The 20,426-nt window shown below is 74.0% G+C and carries 15 protein-coding genes; 8 read left to right on the top strand and 7 right to left on the bottom strand.

Going from position 1 to position 20,426, the window contains the following annotated elements; all coding sequences use genetic code 11:
• Together ACH4OA_RS14470 and ACH4OA_RS14475 are read right to left on the bottom strand one after the other, a co-directional pair.
• Positions 1-675, bottom strand: a 675-nt coding sequence (locus ACH4OA_RS14470) for a tectonin domain-containing protein (protein ID WP_397969218.1), incomplete at its 3' end; no start/stop codon positions are given.
• Positions 676-919: 244 nt separating this feature from the next.
• Positions 920-1,561, bottom strand: coding sequence for a CatB-related O-acetyltransferase (locus tag ACH4OA_RS14475; protein ID WP_397936017.1), 642 nt, complete (start codon positions 1,559-1,561; stop codon positions 920-922).
• A gap of 313 nt (positions 1,562-1,874) precedes the next feature.
• Between ACH4OA_RS14475 and ACH4OA_RS14480 the strand changes: the two genes are divergently transcribed.
• From ACH4OA_RS14480 to ACH4OA_RS14510, 7 genes are all read left to right on the top strand, one after another.
• On the top strand, positions 1,875-2,840 hold the full coding sequence (locus tag ACH4OA_RS14480; RefSeq protein ID WP_397969219.1) for a thiopeptide-type bacteriocin biosynthesis protein: 966 nt from the start codon (positions 1,875-1,877) through the stop codon (positions 2,838-2,840).
• A 2-nt stretch (positions 2,841-2,842) separates the two neighbouring features.
• Positions 2,843-5,491, top strand: coding sequence for a lantibiotic dehydratase (locus ACH4OA_RS14485; protein WP_397969221.1), 2,649 nt, complete (start codon positions 2,843-2,845; stop codon positions 5,489-5,491).
• A 17-nt stretch (positions 5,492-5,508) separates the two neighbouring features.
• A complete protein-coding gene (locus ACH4OA_RS14490) occupies positions 5,509-5,661 on the top strand; it encodes a hypothetical protein (RefSeq protein ID WP_365883569.1) in 153 nt (50 codons plus the stop codon).
• A 65-nt stretch (positions 5,662-5,726) separates the two neighbouring features.
• A complete protein-coding gene (locus ACH4OA_RS14495) occupies positions 5,727-6,911 on the top strand; it encodes a lanthionine synthetase LanC family protein (RefSeq protein ID WP_397969223.1) in 1,185 nt (394 codons plus the stop codon).
• Positions 6,912-7,180: 269 nt separating this feature from the next.
• Positions 7,181-7,840 (top strand): histidine phosphatase family protein, encoded by a 660-nt coding sequence (locus ACH4OA_RS14500; RefSeq protein ID WP_397969225.1) that lies wholly within the window; start codon positions 7,181-7,183, stop codon positions 7,838-7,840.
• A 140-nt stretch (positions 7,841-7,980) separates the two neighbouring features.
• On the top strand, positions 7,981-8,634 hold the full coding sequence (locus tag ACH4OA_RS14505) for a response regulator (RefSeq protein WP_397936024.1): 654 nt from the start codon (positions 7,981-7,983) through the stop codon (positions 8,632-8,634).
• The gene (locus ACH4OA_RS14510) at positions 8,631-9,734 is read left to right on the top strand and encodes a sensor histidine kinase (protein WP_397936026.1); all 1,104 of its coding nucleotides are present in this window, start codon (positions 8,631-8,633) and stop codon (positions 9,732-9,734) included. The genes ACH4OA_RS14505 and ACH4OA_RS14510 overlap by 4 nt, the downstream gene beginning before the upstream one ends.
• 23 nt (positions 9,735-9,757) lie before the next feature.
• Here ACH4OA_RS14510 and ACH4OA_RS14515 read toward each other — a convergent pair whose 3' ends face one another.
• Together ACH4OA_RS14515 and ACH4OA_RS14520 are read right to left on the bottom strand one after the other, a co-directional pair.
• Positions 9,758-10,771 (bottom strand): 2-hydroxyacid dehydrogenase, encoded by a 1,014-nt coding sequence (locus ACH4OA_RS14515; RefSeq protein WP_397969227.1) that lies wholly within the window; start codon positions 10,769-10,771, stop codon positions 9,758-9,760.
• Between the two features lie 102 nt (positions 10,772-10,873).
• The gene (locus tag ACH4OA_RS14520; protein WP_397969229.1) at positions 10,874-11,260 is read right to left on the bottom strand and encodes a VOC family protein; all 387 of its coding nucleotides are present in this window, start codon (positions 11,258-11,260) and stop codon (positions 10,874-10,876) included.
• Positions 11,261-11,449: 189 nt separating this feature from the next.
• Here ACH4OA_RS14520 and ACH4OA_RS14525 point away from each other — a divergent pair, with 189 nt between their 5' ends.
• A complete protein-coding gene (locus ACH4OA_RS14525) occupies positions 11,450-12,079 on the top strand; it encodes a DinB family protein (RefSeq protein ID WP_397969231.1) in 630 nt (209 codons plus the stop codon).
• Between the two features lies 1 nt (position 12,080).
• Here ACH4OA_RS14525 and ACH4OA_RS14530 read toward each other — a convergent pair whose 3' ends face one another.
• The 3 genes from ACH4OA_RS14530 to ACH4OA_RS14540 form a co-directional block, all read right to left on the bottom strand.
• A complete protein-coding gene (locus ACH4OA_RS14530) occupies positions 12,081-13,232 on the bottom strand; it encodes an LLM class flavin-dependent oxidoreductase (RefSeq protein ID WP_397969232.1) in 1,152 nt (383 codons plus the stop codon).
• Position 13,233: 1 nt separating this feature from the next.
• Positions 13,234-13,998: a thioesterase II family protein gene (locus tag ACH4OA_RS14535; RefSeq protein ID WP_397969234.1), complete on the bottom strand. Its 765-nt coding sequence runs from the start codon at positions 13,996-13,998 to the stop codon at positions 13,234-13,236.
• 64 nt (positions 13,999-14,062) lie between these two features.
• On the bottom strand, positions 14,063-20,152 hold the full coding sequence (locus ACH4OA_RS14540; protein ID WP_397969236.1) for an amino acid adenylation domain-containing protein: 6,090 nt from the start codon (positions 20,150-20,152) through the stop codon (positions 14,063-14,065).
• Positions 20,153-20,426 lie beyond the last annotated feature (274 nt).

A 20,426-nucleotide genomic window follows, 5' to 3' on the forward strand; every position in this document is an offset into this window, starting at 1 on the left:
ACGGTAGATGTTGCCGGCGGAGTTCACCCCCCACACCGTGCCGTCCGCACCCGCCCCGATGTCACTCAGCGCACCGGGAACCTGCACCCACGGACTCGCGTCGTTGTTGGTGTAACGGTAGATGTTCCCGCCCGAGTTCACGCCCCAGGCGTTCGTCCGCCAGCCGGCGGCGATGGCCTTCAGGCCTCCGTTGATCTGCTTCCAGTGGCCGGATTCCTGGTCGCCGGTGTACCGGTAGATGTTGCCGGCGGAGTTCACCCCCCACACCGTGCCGTCCGCACCCGCCCCGATGTCACTCAGCGCACCGGGAACCTGCACCCACGGACTGGCGTCGTTGCCGGTGTAACGGTAGATGTTCCCACCCGCGTTGACACCCCACACGTTCGTCCGCGAACCCACCGTGATCCGCACCAGCGCACCGGAGATCTGCTTCCAGTGGCCGGATTCCTGGTCGCCGGTGTACCGGTAGATGTTGCCGGCGGAGTTCACCCCCCACACGGTCCCGTCCGCACCCGCCCCGATGTCGCTGAGCGCGCCGGGAATCTGCACCCACGGGCTGGCGTCGTTGTTGGTGTAACGGTAGATGTTGCTGCCCGAGTTGACACCCCACACATTCGTCCGCGAACCCACCGCGATCCGCACCAGCGCACCGGAGATCTGCTTCCAGTCGGCCATAGCGCCGACTCCTTTCCGTTCGGGAGTGCTGCCTCCGCATGCTCTCCAGACGGAACGATTCACCATGTAAGCAGATTTAAGGAATGATCTTCTTAACTGTCCTAAAGACCGCGTTTCCCGGCGGGTCGGCTGTATACGACTGGAGTGTAAGGGTGCCGCGACGAGGCAGAGTGACGCGAAGTGACGTCACCTGAACGAACTACAGGCACCCAACAAGTTGACGACCGCGACGCCGTCCCCCGGTTCAGCACGAGCCGGCGGCGGCCTCCAGTTCGCTGATGCTGCCCGACATGATGGTGCGCACGTGCTCGGTGAGGTGTTCCACGGGCCAGTCCCACCAGGCCACCGCCAGCAGCCGGGCGATGTCCCGGTCGTCGTAGCGGGTGCGGATGAGGCGTGCCGGGTTGCCGCCGACGATGCCGTAGTCGGGCACGTCGCCGGTGACCACGGCGCCGGTGCCGATGATCGCGCCGTGTCCGATCCGTACGCCCGGCAGCACCGTCGCACCGTGGCCGATCCAGACGTCGTTGCCGACGACGGTGTCCCCTCGGTTGGGCAGGCCGGTGAGCAGGTCGAAGTGGTCGGCCCACGAACCGCCCAAGGTGGGGAACGGGAAGGTCGAGGGGCCGTCCATACGGTGGTTGGCGCCGTTCATGACGAACTTCACGCCCGTGCCCAGCGCGCAGAACTTGCCGATGATCAGCTTCTCGGGCCCGTAGTGGTAAAGCACGTTGCGCGTCTCGAACGCGGTGGGGTCGTCCGGGTCGTCGTAGTACGAGTACTCCCCCACCTCGATCAGCGGGGACGTGACCAGTGGCTTGAGCTGGACCACCCGCGGCTGTCCGGGCATCGGGTGCAGGACGGTGGGGTCGGCGGGCACGGGCATGGCAGGTGACTCCTCGATGGCCGGGTGCGGGTGACCGGTCCATGATCGTGTCAGTCCGGCCCGGGCGACACCGAATTTCCGCCCGGCCCGGCTCGCGCTCAACTCCGCTGTGCTATCGGCAAGTTGCCGCACGCATGGGGCAGACGTCGTCGGCGGCTCCGGTGGGAGAGCGGCGCACTGAACGGTCTGGTGCGAACAGCGGGATACACCAGCGCACTCCTGTTGATCATATGACCAATTCGCTTCGATGCTTCGGCACCGGTGCGGACGGGACATCACAGCAGTGGATCGTCCTTCCCGGTGAGGAGGCCGCATGGTGCGAATCGAGCGTTTACTGGCCGACTGCCTCCATGACGCGCGGACCGGGCCGCTGGGCACCGTTGCCCTGGCGGCGGAGGACGCCGGTTACGCGGCGGCACGCCGGACGTTCCTCGCGGCCGGTCTGGCGGCCCTGCGCGACCATACGCCCGAGGGCGGATGGGTGCAGCTCGGCCTGGCCGGGGCGCCGGGCGCGTTGCCGTACGACCGGCTCGCCGCGACGGCACGGGAGCTGCTCGACGGCGGGCAGGCCCGGGACTTCTTCTTCATGCACAAACCACCGGGACTGCGCGTGCGGTTCCGCGCGGCGGAGCCCTCCCGCGCACCGGACCTGCGCGCCGCGCTGCTGCGGCGGCTGGAGCCGGGACGGGACAGCGCCTGGGCCCGGCCGGTGGCCGGTGTGTACGAACCGGAGACGTATCTCTTCGGCGGCCCCCGCTCCATGCCCTGGGTGCACGCGTTGTTCACCGCCGACTCCCGGGCGTGGCTGGACGTCCACACCGCCGCGGCCGGTGATCCGGCACCGGCCGGCTGGCGGGTGTCCCTGGCACTGCTGCACGCCGTGTTCGACGGTCTGGGCATCGTCGGCTGGGAGCACCGGGGCGTCTGGCAGGCCGTACGGGAGGAGACCGGCCGCCGGCTGCCGGGGGCGCCGGAGGACCCGGACCGCCGGCGGGCCGCCGCCGGTATCCGTGCCTGGTGGGAGCTGAGTGCCGAGGACCGGCTCGGGGCGCTGCCGAAGCCGTGGCGGGACGTCGTGCGCGAGCACGCGGCGGCGGTCGGACGGGCCGCGGAGCGCTGGCACCGCCATTACTTCGCGACCGGCGAGGCCACCATCGGCCCGCGCCGGGCCGCCGCCCACCACGTGGTCTTCCACTGGAACCGGGGCGCGCTCGGCACGGCACGGCAGTGCCTGCTCACCGAGGCACTCGCCGCCGACGGCCGGGAAGGGGCGGACTGAGCATGGAACACGTACCGGCACAGGCGGCCCGGGCGGCGGACGTCCGGAACGCGGCGCTCGGCACCACGGCGCTGCTGCGGCTGGGCGGGATGCCCGGCGCGGCGTGGACGGCCGGCGCCGCCACCCGTCTGTTCGCGGACGCGGCCCGGCACGCCGACACCGTCGACCGGCTCGCCGCGCGGGCCGGGGCGCTGGCCGACCGGCTCGGTGCCGAGGTCGTACCGCAGCCGTCGCTGTCCTCCGCCGAACGGGGTCCCGTGCTCGACCTGCGGCGGCGGCTGCACTCCGGTGCGGCGCCGCGGGCGGCGGACTGCGCACTGCTGGAGCGTTCGCCCGCCGTGCCCGCCACGCTCGCGGAGCAGGCCCGTGCCCTGCTGGATGAGGCGGCGTCGGCGGAGACGGCCCTGAGCGGGCTGCGGCAGGCGGTCGTGGACGAACAGCGGCGCGTCGCCGAACAGGCGTGGCGCACGGTGTGTTCCAGCCCGGTGCTGCGGGCGTTCCTGGACAGCGCCGCTCCCGGACTCGCCGAGGACACCGAACGGCGGCTCGCCGAAGGCCAGTCCTGGTCGGGCAGGCAACTGCGCAAGCGCGCCGCCTACTTGTGGCGGATCGTGGGCCGGGCCGCCGCGAAGACCACACCCCGCGGCTGGGCGGGCCAGATCGCCGCGCTCCCGGTGACCGGCGCCGCGGACGGGTGTCCGCCGCTCCTCGTGCCGGGCACCTCGCTCGGGGCCCTGGCGGCGGTCGCCGTGGAGAACGTGCACCTGCTCAGGGCGCGCGGCGGGCCCGCGGACCTGCGCACCGCCGGCCCGAAGACCCTGCTGACGCCGACGCCCCTGCACTTCGCCGAGCCGCCAGCCGCCGCGCCCGGCGACCTGCCCGGCCAGGTCCGGTGTTACGTCGTGGACTCCCGGGAACCGGGCCGGCTCCGGCAGATCGTGCTGCGCCGCACCCGCGTGCTGGAGGGCGTCCTGGCCCTCCTCGCCGACGGGCCGCGTCCGCTCGGCGAACTGGACCGGCTGCTGCCGCCGCTGACCGCGCAGCCCGGCCGGCCGCCGCTGGCCCCGGACGTGCTGCGCGGGTTCCTCCAGCACCTGCACCGGCTGGGCGTCGTACAGATCTGCCGGGAGCCCCGCCGGCACTGCAGCGGCTGGGTGCCGGCCGAGGCGGTGACCGCCGGCGGGACGCTGCCGGCGGCGCCCGCGGGCGGCGGGTCCGACGCCTGGTTCCTCGACTCCCACCGCCGTCTCGGCGCCGACGCCGCCGTGCCCGTCGCGGCCGTCGCACGCGTCGAGCGCGGGCTGCGGATCGCGACCCGGCTCGCCGCCCTCCGCGAAGCCGGCCGCCCCCCGGACCCTCCGGAGCGGCAGGCCTGGTTCGCCGGGCTGACCGAGCGGGCCCGCCCCATCAGCGAGATCCTCGCCGACCGGCTGAGCGCCGACGAGCCGCCGCCCGCCGCCCGCCGCTACACGGGCTGGCCGGCCGCCCGCGACCGCGCCGGCGGCTACGGCCGGCTGCTGGACCACCTGGCGGCCGCCGCCCGCTCCGGCGCGGCCCGCGTGGACGTCGACGACGCGCTGCTGGACGCGCTGGGCGCCCCGCCCGGCACGGACACGCTGCCGCCCTGGCCCGTCGACTGCCTGCTGCGCCCACTGGCCCCGTCCGCCGCCGGCGGTCCGGTGGCCGTCCTGGAGACCGCCTCGGCCGCCGGGGTGCTCGACGCCCGGTTCGCCGACGGACTGCGCGCCCTGCACGGCGGATACGGCAACGCCGACGCCTACCGCGCCTTCCTCGCCGCCGTCGAGGACCGCACCGGGGTCCGCTTCGTGGACCTGCTCGTACCGCCGCTCGCCGAGCGGTCCGCCAACGCGGTGCGCCGTCCCGTCACGACCCGCTGGTGGACCGGCGACCCGGACCCCACGCCGTACTACGGCCCGCACGGCCCGCACGCGCGCTACCTGCCGCTGGACCGGATCAGCCTGCGGCGCGAGCACGGCCGGATCGTCGCCGAGGCGGACGGCCACCGCCTGATCCCCGTGTACCACGCCACCCGCTCCCCGGCCCCGCCCTACGACACGCTCCTGCGCCTGCTGCTCGCCGCGAGCCATCCGGCCGCTTCCTACCTCGTCCGCCTGGATGCCCTGGACGCCGCCCTGCCCGACCTGGCCAGGCTGCCGCGGCTGACCGCGGGCGGCGACCTCGTCCTCGCCCCCGCCACCTGGCGGATCGACCGCGGCCGGCTGTGGCAGCCGGGCGACGACCTGCTCGCCAAGGTCCGCGCCCTGGCCCTGCTGCGCCGGACCGCCGGACTGCCCCGGCACGCGTTCGCCCGCACCGCGCCCGGCGCGAAACCGGTGCCCGTGGACCTGGAGTCGCTGACGGCCATCCACCTGATCGAGCGGCTGTGCGCCCGGCAGGCGGGCACCGCGCTGCTGGTGGAGGAGATGCTGCCGGCACCCGAGGAACTGCTGGTGCGCGACCCGCTGCACGGCGGCGCGACCGTCGCCGCCCAACTCCTGCTCCGGCTCCCCCACGACCAGAGCGCCGGCCGGCTCGCCGCTGCCGCCGCCGACGTCCTGGTCCGCGGCGGCCGGCACCACGTCCCCGGCCCGCCCGCCAGGCGGTCCGCCGGGGCGGCCCACACCCGATGAGTGAAAGGGGAAGTCCCATGCCCGGCAACGACATCACCGAACTCGACACGCTGATCAGCGACCTCGAAGAGCGGATCACCGACGAGGATCTGCCGTCGGTCTCCGCGTACACCCAGGGATGCAGCGGCCTGTGCACGATCGTCGTCTGCGCCACGGTGGTCATCTGTTGATCCCTCTCCAGGAGCCGCCCGCCGCGCGGGCGGCTCCGTCCCGCCCCCAGGAAGTGAGGAGGACGATGGCGTACGACACGGCGGCACCGCCCACCCCGCTCGACGACGTCCACGGCTTCGCCGTCCGGTACCTGCGGGAGTGGGCCGCCTCGCCCGAGCGGGGCGGACACCGCTGCGATCCCGGCATCCCCGTGCTGGCGCACCTGGTCGCCGACGACGAGGCGGCGCCGGCCGCCGTGGCCGTGTGGTCCCGCACGGCCGGCCGGGGACCGGCCCACCCCGCCCTGTACGACGGAGGGCTGGCCGGCACGCTCGTCGGCCTGCGGCTGGGCGCCCGCCTCCACCCCGGGCTGCGGCCCGCCGCGGACCGGCTCGCCGCCCACCTCGGCGGACGCCCGCCCCGGTACCGCACCCGCGACGTCGCCTTCCCGGACTACGACCTGATCTCCGGGCCCGCCGGCACCCTGCTCGCGCTGTGCGCGGCCGGTCCGGCCGGACCCGTGCCGCGTCCGCTCGCCGCGCACCTGGCGCTGCTGTGCGACGAGGAGGAGCTGGGCCGGCTGCGCACGGGCCAGTACGCGCACCACCCGTACCTGGCGTGGGTGCACGGCCGGGTCAACACCGGCATGGGGCACGGCGTCGCCGGGCTGGTCACCGCGCTCACCGCGGCACTGCGCCGCACCCGGCCGGGCACCGGCCTCGCCGACACCCTCACCGCGGCGCTCGGCCGGGCCACCCGCTGGCTGGTCCGCCAGGCATACGACGACGAGCGGTCCATCCGCACCTGGCCCGGCGCCGGACTCGACCGCCCGCCCTCCCGCGCCGCCACGCCCCGGCAGGCCTGGTGCTACGGCGCCCCCGGCGTCGCCTGGGCGCTGTGGGACGCCGCCGACGCCCTCGGGGACACCGCCGCCGCCGACTGGGCCCTGGCCGCGTTCACCACGCTCGCCGAGCACTACGACGAGACGTTCCACCTCTACGGCGACACCCCGGCCGACCGGCTCGGGCTGTGCCACGGCGCGGCGGGGGTGCTGGCCGTCGCCGACGCCTTCGACCGCCACGCGCGGCTGCCCGCCGCCGGCGCGCTCAAGCGGCGGCTGGCCGACCACGTGACGGAGCGCCTCGGCTCCCCCGCTCCCGCCGACTGGCCGGCGGACCTGCTGACGGGGCTGCCGGGCGTCCTGGCCGCGCTGCTCACCGCGGCCCACGGCGCGCCCCGCGTCTGGCTGCCCTGCCTGGGCTTGCGCTGAGCGGGGGCGATCACCCGCTGGCCGGGCGGGAGAGCGGAACCGTCGTGCCGGTACGGCCGGTGCCGGAGCGGCGAAGCCGTCGTACCGGTGCGCGAGGTTCCCGCCATCCGGCGGGGATGGTCCGGCCGGGTGCCGGATGGTCACGGCGGGGCCGTTCCAGGACTGTGGGGAGGGAAGGGAGAGCAGTCCGGTGTGCTTCCGGCCGGCCTCCCGCTTGACGACCCGACCGGTCCGGCCCTGTGCCGTCCCGGTCGAGAAGGAGGTCCCGGATGGTGACCGTGCGACTGACGATGCTGTGCGCGACCGCCTCGCCGGGCAACCGCGACCAGGTTTTCGGAGACGGGACCCGGGACGAGCCGGGCCGGCGCGAGGTGAGCGCCGCGCACGCGGCCCTCCCGCCGTACACGCGGGCCGTGCGGACACCCTCCGCCCCCTGCGCGCGGCTCGCCGAGGCCCTCGCGGTCGAGGCCGTGGCCGAGGACGCGCTGCGCGATCTGGACTACGGCGCATGGGACGGCCGCGCGCTCCGGGACATCGCCGCCGAGGACCCCCACGCCCTGTCCGTCTGGCTGACCGATCCGAACGCCGCACCGCACGGCGGCGAGTCCGTCGCCCGGCTGTGCGCGCGCACGGCGGCCTGGCTGAGGACGCTGCCGGCCGGCCAGGGGCACGTGCTGGCGATCGCCGAGGCCGCCGTGGTCCGGGCCGCGCTGGTCCATGCCCTGGCCGTGCCCGCCCGTTCCTTCTGGCACCTGCGGGTGCCGCGCCTGGCCACGGTGACGCTGACCCTGCGCGACGGCCTCTGGTCCGTCCGGCTCGGACAGCCCGCGGCGGCGGACCACCGGCCGTCACCGGCCTGGGGGTCCTCGCCCGTCGCCGTGCCGGTGCCGCCGGCCGTCCCCCGGCAGTTGTGCCTCGTGGGCCGGTGACGCCCGCCGGGGCCCGTTCCCGGCGCGGGTGAGACCGCTTCGGCCGCCCGGTTCGCACCGCTCCCCCGGCGCCCGGCGGCGCGGTCGCCCCCGGCGTGGTACGAATCGGACACGGTACTCCCCCACAGGCTGGAGCACACGTGATCCGGGTACTGGTGGTCGACGACGAAGCCCTGATCCGCACGGGCTTCCAGCGCATCCTGGACGCCGCCGACGGCATCGAGGTCGTCGGCGCGGTCTCCGGCGGGCAGGCCCTGCGGACCGTGCGCGAGACCCGTCCCGACGTCGTCCTGCTGGACATCCGTATGCCGGACGTGGACGGCCTGACCGTACTCAGCGAGATCCGCCGGCTGCCGGAGCCGCCGGTGGTGGCGATGCTGACCACGTTCGACATGGACGAGTACGTGGAGACGGCCCTGCGCTCGGGCGCCGCCGGCTTCCTGCTCAAGGACACCGACCCGGAGGCGCTGCCGCCCGCGGTGCAGAGCCTGGCCCGGGGCGGCACGGTGCTGTCGCCGAAGGTCACGCGCACGGTGGTGGACGGCTATCTCAGCGCCGGGACGCAGGACCGCCCGCCGAAGGCCCTGGACCGGCTGACCTCCCGGGAGCGCGAGGTGCTCGTCCTGATCGCCGAGGGCCTGTCGAACACGGACATCGCGGCCCGGATGCATCTGAGCACGGGCACCGTCAAGGACCATGTCAGCGCGATCCTGAACAAGCTGGAGGTCAGCGGACGGGTGCAGGCCGCCCTCCTCGCCCAGCGGGCCGGGCTGCTCGCCGAGGGCACGGGATGACCCGGCGCCGCCCGTCCCCGCTGCTCCTGGACGGCGTGGCCGTGGCCATGGCGCTCCTCGACGTGTGGGCCCACTGGGACATCGAGGAGCGGCTGCGGATGGCCTGCGCGCTGGGCGCCGCGGTGGTCCTGCTGCTGCGCCGGCGGCAACCGCTGCTGACGTTCGTGCTCACCCTGCCCGCCGTGCTGCTGTCGGACGCGGTCGTCGCCTGCCTGGCCGCGCTGTACACGCTCGCCTCGTTCAGCCGGCCGCGGACGCTGCTGGTCGCGTGCGCCATGGTCTTCGCGGTCAGCGACACCACGTCCCTGCCGTCGCCGCGGTTCGATCCGGCCCGTACCTCGACGCTGATCCCGCTCGGCTACAGCTTCGCCACGGCGGCCGCGGCCGTCTTCCTCGGGCAGCTCGTGCAGACCCGCCGTGCCCTGTCGCTGCGCCTGACCGAGATCTCCGAGGCGCGTGACCACCAGCAGCTGCTGACGGCCCAGGCCGCGCTGGCCAAGGAGCGCGCGCAGCTCGCGCGGGAGATGCACGACGTCGTCTCCCACCAGGTCAGCCTGATCGCCGTCCGCGCGGGGGCACTCCAGGTCGGGGCGGGCGATCCGGAGACCAAGGAGGCCGCGGCGACGATCCGGCTGCTGAGCGTGCAGACGCTGGACGAGCTGCGCCACATGGTCGGCGTCCTGCGCGCCTCCAGCGGCCACCCCACGGAACTGACCCCGCAGCCGGCGCTCAGCGACATCCGGCGGCTGGCCGACAACTGCGGCATCCGGACCGAACTGCGCATGGAGCTGCCCGAGGGCCTGCCGCCGACCGTGCAGCGCGCGGTCTACCGCACGGTCCAGGAGGCGCTGACCAACACCCGCAAGCACGCTCCGGGCGCCACCGCGCGCATCGAGCTGACCCACGCCGACGGTTCGGTGCACGTCACGGTCACCAACAGCGCGCCGACGCAGCCGCCGCTGCCGCTGCCCGGCGCCCACCACGGTCTGATCGGTCTGCGCCAGCGCGCCGAACTCCTCGGCGGCACGATGACCTCGGGCCCGACCGCCGACGGCGGGTACGAACTGCGCGTGGTCCTCCCGGCGGCCGACGCCGGGTGACGAGCCGGGCGGCGCTCGTGGCGTCAGGGGGCTACGGCGCCGACCAGCGTGTTCTCTCCGGTGCGGCCGGCGAGGTAGTCCTCGACGTTGGACACGGTCGTCCGGACGATCTGGCCCACGGCGTCCTCGGTGAAGTACGCCTGGTGCGAGGTGAGCAGGACGTTGCCGAAGGTCATCAGCCGGGCCAGGCGTTCGTCGGTCATCACCTCCAGCGACTTGTCCAGGAAGAACACGCCGGCCTCCTCCTCGTACACGTCCAGGCCCACGCCGGTGAGCCGTCCCGCGCGCAGCGTCTCCAGCAGGGCGTCGGTGTCCACCAGGCCGCCCCGGCTGGAGTTGACCAGGATCGAGTCGTCCTTCATCAGGGCCAGCGCCCTTGCGTCGACGAGGTGATGGGTGTCCGGCAGCAGCGGCACGTGCAGGCTGACCAGGTCCGCCTCGGCGAACAGCCGCTCGCGTGGCACGTACTCCATGCCGAGCGCGAGGCAGTCGGGATTCTCCGCGATGTCCCAGCCCAGCAGTCTCATCCCGAACCCGTGGGCGATCCGGGTGAACGCGGCGCCGATCTTGCCGGTGCCGACCACGCCGGCCGTCCGGCCGCGCAGGTCGCGGCCCATCAGCCCGTCGAGCCGGAAGTCGAACTCCCGGGTGCGGTGCGCGGCGCGGACGATCCGCCGGTTGACGGCCAGGGCCAGGGTCCAGGCGAACTCGGCGACCGAGTACGGCGAGTAGGACGAGACCCGGGCCACGGTGAGCCCCAGCTTCCGCGCGGCGGCGAGGTCGATGTTGTTGTAGCCGGTGGAGCGCTGGGCGATCATCCGGGCTCCGCCGTCGGCCAGCGCGCGCAGCACACCGGCGTCCAGGGTGTCGTTGACGCTGCTGAGCACGACCTCGTGGCCGACGGCCGTCGGGGCGGTGTCCCGGTCCAGGAACAGCCCCAGACAGCGCAGTCCGTGCCGGCCGTCGAACGCCTCGTCGAACGCGGCCCGCAGCAAGGGCTCCTCGTCGGACAGGACGCCGTACGCAACGATCTCCACGTGCACTCCTCCGGTCCGGTCGGGCCCGCACGCCCCACCGTAGGCCGTGGCCGGCCGGCACAGCCATGCGAGATCCGCCGGGCCGGTGACCCGGGCGTCGTCCTAGTGGGTGTGCACGATCTGGACCAGGTTGCCGCAGGTGTCGTCCAGGACCGCCGTGGTGACCGTGCCCGTCTCCAGCGGCTCCTGGGTGAAGCGGACCCCGAGCCGGCGCAGCCGGTCGTACTCCGCGCGTACGTCGGCGACGGCGAAGGAGGCGGCCGGGATGCCGTCCTGGACCAGCGCCGTCTTGTACGGGCCCACCGCGGGATGGCCGGAGGGCTCCAGCAGCAGTTCGGGGCCGTCGGGGTCCTCCGGTGAGACCACGGTCAGCCACCGGTCCTCGCCGAGCGGCACGTCGTGCTTCTTCACGAAGCCAAGCGGCCCGGTGTAGAAGCGCAGGGCCTTCTCCTGGTCGTCGACGAAGACGCTGGTGAGGTGGATCTTCACGGGATGCTCTCCGGTCTGTCGGGGCTGAGCCGGTGGAGACCTGCCTATCAGGGAATCGGAGAGGAACCATGGCCACCGGCCGCGTGTCCACGCTCGCGGGCCGCCGTACGGAAAATCGGCAGGCGGTCGCGGGGCCGGTTGTGCCAGGGTGGCCGATCGTCCGGAACCGGTCCGACACAGGAGCCTTCGATGACGGTGCCGCCCCGCCTGCTGCCGCTGCTGGAACAGTTCGACTTCGCCCGCGAGCGCCTCACCCGCCGGCTGACGGGTCCCGTCGTGGACAGCGGCGACGGGACCGACACCCCGGTCGCTCCCCTGACCGACGCGGAGTACCTGTGGGAACCGGTGCCGGACTGCTGGTCGGTACGGCGGCGCGCGGACGGGCCGGGACCGCGCGCCACCTCCCTGGCGGGCGCCGGTGAGTGGGGACGCGACGCCGCCGCCTACCCGCATCCCCGGCCGCCGCCGTTCACCACCCTCGCGTGGCGCCTGAGCCACCTCGGCGAGATGCTGACGCTGCGCGCCGAGCACACCACCGGCGGCCACCGGCTGACCCGGGACGACGTTCCCGTCCCCGGCGGCGCGGCGGCGGCGGTGGCCGCCTTCGACGCCGGGGCGGCGGCCTGGCGGACGGCGTTGCTGGGCGCCGACGACGCGGCGCTCGACACGGTCGGGTACTGCGGCTACCCACACGGCAGCGACCCGGAGGAGCCCTTTATCGGCGTCGTGTGGTGGGTCAACCAGGAACTGCTGCACCACGGAGCCGAGATCGCCCTGCTGCGCGACCTCTACCGGGCCCGCTCCCAAGCCGTGGGATGAGTCACCTCGGTGCCAGCAGTCCCCGCCTGCGCAGCTCCGGGGCCAGGCCGTCCGAGAGCCAGTGGGCCTCCTCCAGGTTCGGGAACCCGGAGAGGATGAATTCGCTGACGCCGATCTCGCGGTACTCCTCCAGCCGGTCGGCGACCTCCGCGTGGCTGCCGACGAACGCCAGCGCCGAGCCTCCGGCCAGGAGCCCGAAGCCGCCCCAGAGATTGGGCGCCACGTGGAGACTGTCCGGGTCCTCGATGCTGGCTCCTTCGAGGAGGCTCTGTCCCCTGGCCTGGCCGACCGAGCCACGGGCGCCCAGCAGTGCGCGGGCCTGTGCCGCGTGGGCCGGGTCGATGCCGGCGAGGTGCCGCTCGGCGTCCGCGAACGCCTGCTCGGTGGTGTCCCGGCTGAGCAGCCAGGCGCGCAGGCCGAACCGCGGTGCCGGGCGGCCCTCGGGCACCGCCTCGGCCAGCCATTTCATCTTCTCCACGATCATGTCCAGCGGTTCGAGCCAGCTCAGATAGACGTCGGCGTGCCGGGCGGCGACCGGCCGGGCGTACTCCGAGGACCCGCCGAACCAGATCTCCGGCGGCTCCGCGGGCAGGTCGCGCCCGGGGGCCGTCACGGAGGCGTCCCGCGTCGCGAAGTACTCCCCGCTGTGGTCCACCGACTCGCCCGCCAGCAGGGGCCGGACGACCCGCAGGAACTCCTCGGTGCGGGCGTACTGCACGGCCTTGTCGCCGTGGTCGCCGTAACGGCGTGCCTCCCAGCCCGGTTCACCGGTCACCACGTTCAGCGCCAGGCGGTCGTGGCCGGCGAGCCGCTGGAAGGTCGCCGCGTGGTGCGCGGTCAGCAGCGGGTGCTGGGTGCGGGGGTGCAGCGCCACCAGGAACCGCAGGGTGCGGGTGTGCGCCAGGAGCACGGAGGAGACGATCCAGGGGTCCTCGCAGGAGGACCCGGTCGGGACGAGTACCGAGGTACACCCGGCCTCCTCCACCGCCAGGGCGATCTCCGTCAGGTAGGACAGCGTCGGTGCGCGGAAGCCGCCGGGTCCGGCGGAGCCCCGGTCGGGCAGCACGACGTTGGTGCCGCCCTGCCGGAACTGCCGGGTCTCCCCGGAGCTCGGCAGGTACCAGTGGAGGCGGATCTGGGCGTCTGTCGTCATGTCAAAGGCCCGCTTTCGAGGGGAGAGGTCGGAGCAGCGCGTTCCGGAGCGCCGCGTACACCGGTTCCGGTGCGTGCCGGAAGTAGAAGTGGTCCCCGGTGAACCACCGGGCGGTGAAGTCCCCGGCCGTCCGGTGCCGCCAGGCCAGGAGGGTGCCGGGCGGCACCGAGGTGTCCTGTTCGCCCCCGAAGACCTCGATGGGCACCGGGAGCGGATCACCGGGTTGGTGACGGTAGGAGTCGAGCAGCCGCAAGTCGGCGCGGAACGCCTGCACGACCAGGGCGGTCAGTTCGGGGTTGGCGGTCACGTGGGGTGGCAGCGCGCCGTAGCGGGCCTCGATCTCCGCCATGAGCCGCGGGTCGCTGAGGCCCGAGAGCCCGGTGGCCGTGCGTCCGAGCTGCGGGGCGGCGTGCGCCGAGGCGATCAGCCTGCGGGGCAGCGGCTTGCCGCGGGCGCGCAGTTCCCGGATCGTCTCGTACGCGGTCAGGGCGCCGAGACTGTGTCCGAAGAACACGGCCGGCTCGGCGAACTCCGTCTCGTCCACCAGATCCCTGACGAACTCCGCGACGGTGTCCGGCTCCCGCTCGCGCGAGCGGGGTCCCCGTCCCGGCGGGCAGATGCCGTAGACCTGTACCCCGGGGAGCCGCCCGCCCCACCGGACGAACTCGCTGACGAGCGCGCCCGAGTGCGGGAAGCAGTACAGGGTGACCACGGGGCGGTCCGCCAGAGGTTTTCCGATGGTCCAGGCGTTGCGTGGTCCGCTCATGACGCGTCTCGTCTCTCCGGGGGCCGGGTCGCGCGGCACGCCCGTGTCACCTCGCGGCTCACCGTCACGGCCGGTGCGGGTCGACGGGGTCGGCCAGGGCCCGTTCCGGGGCGTCCGCCAGGCCGGCGAGCAGGTCGCCGACCGTCGCGGCCAGCACGCCGGCCTGCTTCGCCGAGACCCGCGTCCCCTGGTAGGACAGCACGGCGGCCAGCTCGCCGTCCTCTTCGGCCACGGTCAGGGTGATGCCCGTCTTGGCCTCCCTGGCACCGAGCCGGTCCAGGAAGACCGGCCGCAGACGCGTGCCGCCCAGTTCCGCCTTGCGGTCGCTGCGCAGATTCATGTTCAGCGTGACATCGGTGTAGGGCGAGCGTCCTGCCTGTCGCGCCGGGGCCAGTTCCTCCAAGACGTCCTCGAACGGGGCGCCGGCGTGGGCGAACGCGTCGAGCGTCTCGGTCCTCAGCGCGGTCAGTACGTCGCCGAGCGAGGTGCCGGCGGTCACGTCGGACCGGAGCACGACGGTGTTCAGGGAGGGCCCGAGCAGGTCCGGGAAGGCGCCCCGCTCCGGCTGGACGGCGGGGACGCCCACCGTCAGAGCCGACTGGCCGGTCCAGCGGTGCACCGCGGTCACCAGCGCCGCGCCCACCACCATGAACCAGGACACCGCGTAGCGGGTCTGGAGGTGCCGCAGCCGCTGTCCCAGGCCGGCCGGCAGCGGCACCGTGACCGCCCCGTCCGGCTCGGGCGGCACCGGCGGCTCGGGGAACTCCACCGTGCTGCCGGCGCCGTCGAGCCGTGCGCGCCAGAAGTCGAGGTCACGGCGGTGCCGTTCGCCGCCGCGTGCCGCTTCGCCCGCTGCGACGAACTCGCGGTACTGGGTGCGCGGCGGCTCGGCGGGGACTCCGTCGGCTACGGCACGGTAGTAGCGGTCGAGTTCCGACAGCAGTGTCGGGACCGATTCCCCGTCGATGACGAGGTGGTGTGCGCACACCAGCAGCGCGTGCCCGTGGGGTCCGAGGTCCGCCACGGCGAACCGCAGCAGACGCCCGGACTCCAGGTCGAAGGGCTGCTGCGCGGTCTCTTCGAGCCATTGGGCCAGTTCCTCGTCCGGCTCGGCGGGGTCGGCGACGAAGACCAGCTCGATGCGGGGCCGCCACGGCTCCCGGACGGCTTGGCGCAGCACGCCGCCGTCCGTCACGAACGCGGTGCGCAGGATCTCGTGACCCGCGACCAGTCCGGCCAGCGCACGGTTCAGCACCGCCAGGTCGAGCGGCCCCTCGGCCTTCCAGGACAGCAGGACCGTGTTGCGGGAGCGCTCCTCGACCTGCTCCGCGAGCCAAAGCTGTCGCTGGAGCGGGCCGGCCGCCGGCAGCCCGTCGGCGGCCGTCGCCGCGTGCCCGGTGACGACGGGCGCGCGGTCGCCGGGTTCGTCGGCGGCCGTCGCCGGAAGCGGAGTGACGGCGGGAGCGCGGTCGCCGAGCTCGCGGTCGACGAGCGCGGCGAGGTCGCCCAGGCGGGGGTGCTCGAACAAGGCGCGCATCGGCAGTTTCACACCGAAGTGCTGCTGGATCCGTGCGATCAGCGAGACAGCGTTCATCGAGTGCCCGCCCAGCGCGAAGAACGAGTCGTCGGGCTGCACGGCGGAGACACGGAGCAGTTCGGACCACAGCCGCCCGAGGACCGCCGCCGTGCCGCTGTCGGTGCCGACCGGCTCCGCGGCCGCCGGTTCGGCCGGAGGTGCCGGTCGGCGGCGCAGCGCTTCCCCGTCCACTTTTCCGTTGGGCGTCAACGGGATCTCCGGGACGGTGCGGAACTCGCCCGGGATCATGTAGCCGGGCACCTTGGTGGCCAGGTGGTCGTAGAGGTCGCGCCGGGTGAGCGGGGCGGTGGTGGCCACGACTGCGACGAGGCGGTCCGGTTCCGCCAGCACCGCGGCGTCGTGGACTTGCGGGTGTTCGAGCAGCGCGGCGCGCACCTCGCCGGGTTCGATGCGGTATCCGCGCAGTTGCACCTGGTCGTCGGCCCGGCCGATGAACTCCAGGGTGCCGTCCGGCCGGTACCGGGCCAGGTCGCCGCTGCGGAACAGCTTCCCGTCGCCGAACGGCGAGTCGACGAACCGCCGCGCGGTCAGCTCGGGCCGGCCGGTGTAGCCGCCCGCGACTCCGTCGCCGCCGACGTGGATCTCACCGACCGCGCCGACCGGCAGCAGCCGCCGGCCCGTGAGCCGGTCCAGGAGCAGCAGCCGGGTGGTGGGGATCGGCCGGCCGATGACGCCGGCGTCCGCGTCGGCGTCCGCCCGGGTGACGGTGTGGATGCTGGCGTGCACCGTGGTCTCGGTGATGCCGTACATGTTCACCAGCCGTACATGCGGGCGGCGTTCGAGCCAGTCATCCAGCAGCGCCGGGCGCAGGGCCTCGCCTCCGAAGATCACGTACCGCAGCCGGTTGAGCCCCGTGGGCGTCGCCGGTTCCCGGTCCGCGATACGGCCGAACGCGCTCGGGGTCTGGTTGAGCACGGTGACCCCTTCGCGTTGCAGCAGCGCCCAGAACTGCTCCGGGTCGCGGGTCTGCTCCTCGGTCACGAGCACCAGCCTGCCGCCGTGCACGAGGGCGCCGAAGACCTCCCAGACGGAGAAGTCGAAGGCGTAGGAGTGGAACATCGTCCACACGTCGTTCGGTCCGAACGCGAACGGGAAGCGCTCGTTGGTGACGAGCCGCACCAGGTTCCGGTGGGTGATCACCACGCCCTTCGGCTTCCCGGTGGTGCCGGAGGTGTAGATGCAGTAGGCGGGCGCGTCGGCGGCCACCGCAGGCAGGGCGGGGTCGGTGCCGGGTTCGGCGTCGGCGGCGACGACGGTCCCCGGGAACCCGGCGAGGCCGGCGCCGTCCGGGGTCACCGCGAACCGGGTCCCGGAGTCCTCCAGGATGAAGGCCGCCCGCTCCGCCGGTCCCGCCGGGTCGACCGGCAGGTACGCGGCCCCCGCGAACAGCACGGCGAGGATGGCCTCGATCTGCCGTGGCCCGCGCGGCAGCAGCAGGGCGACGAGTTCGCCGGGCTGCACGCCGCGTTCGAGGAGGACCTTGGCGAGCCGCTCGGAGCGGGCCAGGAGCTGTCCGTAGGTGATCTCTGTGCCTTCGTGCGTCAGCGCCACGGCCTCGGGCCGGCGCCCGGCGGTCTGCCGGACCAGTTCGTGGACGGTGGTCTCCGGGTACGCGGCGCCGGTGGCGTTCCAGACCGCCAGCTGGGTGTGGCGTTCGTCGTCGGTCAGCGGGTCCAGGTCGCCGAGCGCGGTGTGCGGCTGCTTCGCGAGCTGCCGCAGGACCGCCGTGAAGTGCTCCGCGAGGGCGGCGATCTGGTCGTGGTCGAAGTAGCGGCCGTTGAAGACGAGGACGCCCCGGTGGCCGCCGTCTTCCGCGCGCAGCACGAGGTGCAGGTCGTACTTGCCGTAGCCGCCCGCGAGACCGGTCTCCTCCTGCGGTCCGGTTGCGTCGAGGACCGTGACGAGCACGTCGAACAGGGCGGTGCGGCTCATATCCTTGACCGGGTCGATCCGGCGTACCAGTTCGTCGAAGGGTGCGTGCCCGTGCCGCTGGGCGTGCGCGCGCTCGGCCGCGACCGCGGTCGCCAGGTGGCCGAAGGCGGTGTCCGGCCGCGCCTCGAAGCGGAGCGGCAGCAGGTTGGACAGGGGGCCGACGACGTGGCGGTCGGCGTCGTGGCGTCCCGGGTGGGTCAGGCCCAGCACCAGGTCGGTCTGTCCGGTGTACCAGCCGAGGACGGCGGTGAAGGCGGCCAGCAGCACGTCGGTGGGGGCCACGCCGAGCCCTTCGGCGAGCGCGTCCACCGCTGTGTCCGCCGGGACGGAGAAGCCGGCCGTGGCCTCCTCGTAGACGTGGACGGCGTCGCGGCGGCGCCGTTCGGGCAGGCGCAGGGGTTCGGCCGGCGGGCTGAGCACGGCGGCGCGTGCCTCGATGTCCGCGCGCCGTGCCTCGTGCGGTGTCCCCTCGTGCCAGGTGCTGAAGCTGCTGGGTTCGGGGGCGTCGCCGAGGAGCTGCCGGGCGAGGAGCCGCAGCGAGTGGTCGTCCGCGACGGCCTGGTGGGCGGTCAGCGCCAGCCAGGCCGAACCGTCCTCGTGCGGCAGCACGGTGACGCGCAGCAGCGGGCCGCCGACCAGGTCGAACGGTGCGGTGGCGGCCGCGCGCAGCGCTTCCGGGCCGGCGTTGGCGGGCAGCCACTCGGCGCGCACCGGGACGCTCGCGTGGATGCGCTGCACCACCTGGCCGTCCACGTGGTCGAACGTGGTGCGCAGTGCCTCGTGCGCCCGCACGACCGCCGTGACGGCGGCGTCCAGCCGGGACCGTTCGGGGGTCTCGGGGAGCCGCAGGACGAGCCTGAGGTTGTGGTAGGTCGGCGCCGCCGGATAGATCTCCCCGTTCTCGAACCGGTCCACGAACCACATGCGCTGCTGGTGCGGGGAGGCGGGCCGGACGAGGACGGCGGGCGCTGTCCCCGAGGCGGCACGGTCCGGCCCGGGCGGCACGGCGTCCGCGGCCGGCGGGTCGTCCGTCTCCTGCGGGGCGGCGGCCGGAGCCACCACCGACGTGAAGTCGTGCAGGCGCGGGTGGTCGAACAGGGTCCGGATCGACGCCGCCTCGGTGCCGTAGCGCTTGTTGACCGCCAGCACCAGCTTCTCCGCCAGCAGCGAGTGGCCCCCCAGCTCGAAGAACGAGTCCTCCGGGTCGATCTCCCGCACGCCGAGCACGTCGGCCCAGAGACCGGCCATCTCCGCCACCGACTCGTCCGCGGCCCTCTGCCCAGCGGGGCCGGGCCGGGTCTGTGCGACGGGCTCGGGGTCCGCCTGCACGTCCCGCCGGACGTCGATCAGCGGCGAGTCGGGGTTCTCGGCGACCGCTTCGAGTATGGACCGGTAGTCGTGGGCGAGTTCGGCTACGCGGGTGGGGCCGACGGCTCCGGTCGGGTCCTTCCACAGCACATGGGTGCCGGCGCTGTCCTCGCGCACCATCGTCGCCAGCAGGAAGCCGGCGGAGCTCTCCATGCCGAGCAGCCGCAGCGACGCCCGGTGCCCGCCGTGGTGCAGGGGCAGATCCTGCACGTCGACCCCGGTCCGCAGGCCGGCGTTCCAGACCTGGAACACCGTCTGGTGGGTGCGCGCGCCCGCTTCCGGCCCGGTGAGGCCGGCCGCCCGGATGATCGCCGGCAGCGGCAGGTTCCCGTGCGCGACGGCGTCCCGCACACGGCCGTGGACCCGGCGCGACAGCGAGGCGTAGGTGTCGTCCGCCGTGGGCCGGTCCAGGATCGGCAGGGGGTTCACGAAGTCCCAGACGAGTTCGCGCAGCGACGCCGAGGACCGGCCGTGGTAGGGCACGAACGACAGGACGTCCGCGCCTCCGCCGTAGCGGCGCAGCAACGCGAAGTAGCTTCCCAGGAGCACCGAGGTGTAGGAGACACCGATCTCGGTGGCGCGTGAGCGCAGCCGGGCGGCGAGTTCCGCGGGTATCAGCTCCTCCAGCACGGTGTACTGCGTCTCGTCCACGCTCGGCGGCAGCCGGAAGTCGAGATCCTGCCCGCCCAGCGTCTCCCGCCAGTACTCCCGGTCGGGTTCGCCTTCCGGACCTTCGGCCAGCGCGTGCGAACGCTCGGCGTAGTGCACCAGTTCGCCGTGGTCGGGGACGACCGGGGCGGCACCCGCGTACGTCTTGCTCAGCGCTTCCAGGAGCACGAGGATCGACGCGCCGTCGAACACCAGGTGGTGCACGGCCAGGACCAGGACGGTGAAGTCCGCGCCCCGCAGCAGTTCCACCCGGGCGAGCGGTCCGCGGCGCAGGTTGAACGGCCGTTGCCAGCTTCGGCGTACGGCCTCGTCCCTGGGGAGGTCCGTCGCCGTCTCCGTCACCGGGATCTCCGGGCCGCCCGAGCGGTCCAGGACCAGGCCGCCCGGTGTGGCCAGCACCCGGCCCCGGAGCTGGGGGTAGAGTTCGCCGATCTCTCCGACCGCCGCACGCAGGCGTGCCACGTCGAGCGAGCCGGTCACTTCGAACGGTGTCGGGATGATGTTCGTCCAGGCAGCCGGGTCGCGTTTCCACGCGACCCAGATGGCTTCCTGCCCGACCGAGAGCGGGACCTGCTTCGGGTCACTCACAAGTGCCTCATTTCCGTCGTGTCCGGCTTCTTCTTCGCCGCCCCGGTGCTTGTCCGGTGCGGCGCAGTCAGGTCGGTCCGTGGTGGGACAGCCGGATGTGGGGGACGTTGCGCGCTGCCGCGCGCGAGAACGGGAGACGTCTGCCGGCCCTGGGGTGCCGGTATCGGTGGCTCTCCTCGCGCGGGCGAGGAGCGGGGCCGGGGGCAGACGGTACGGCCGAAGCGGCGGGTCTCCGGGCGCGCTGCCCGGACGGTGTGGGCGGCGCCGCGTCGGC

The organism is Streptomyces sp. NPDC017095 (assembly GCF_044332325.1).
Lineage (GTDB): Bacteria > Actinomycetota > Actinomycetes > Streptomycetales > Streptomycetaceae > Streptomyces.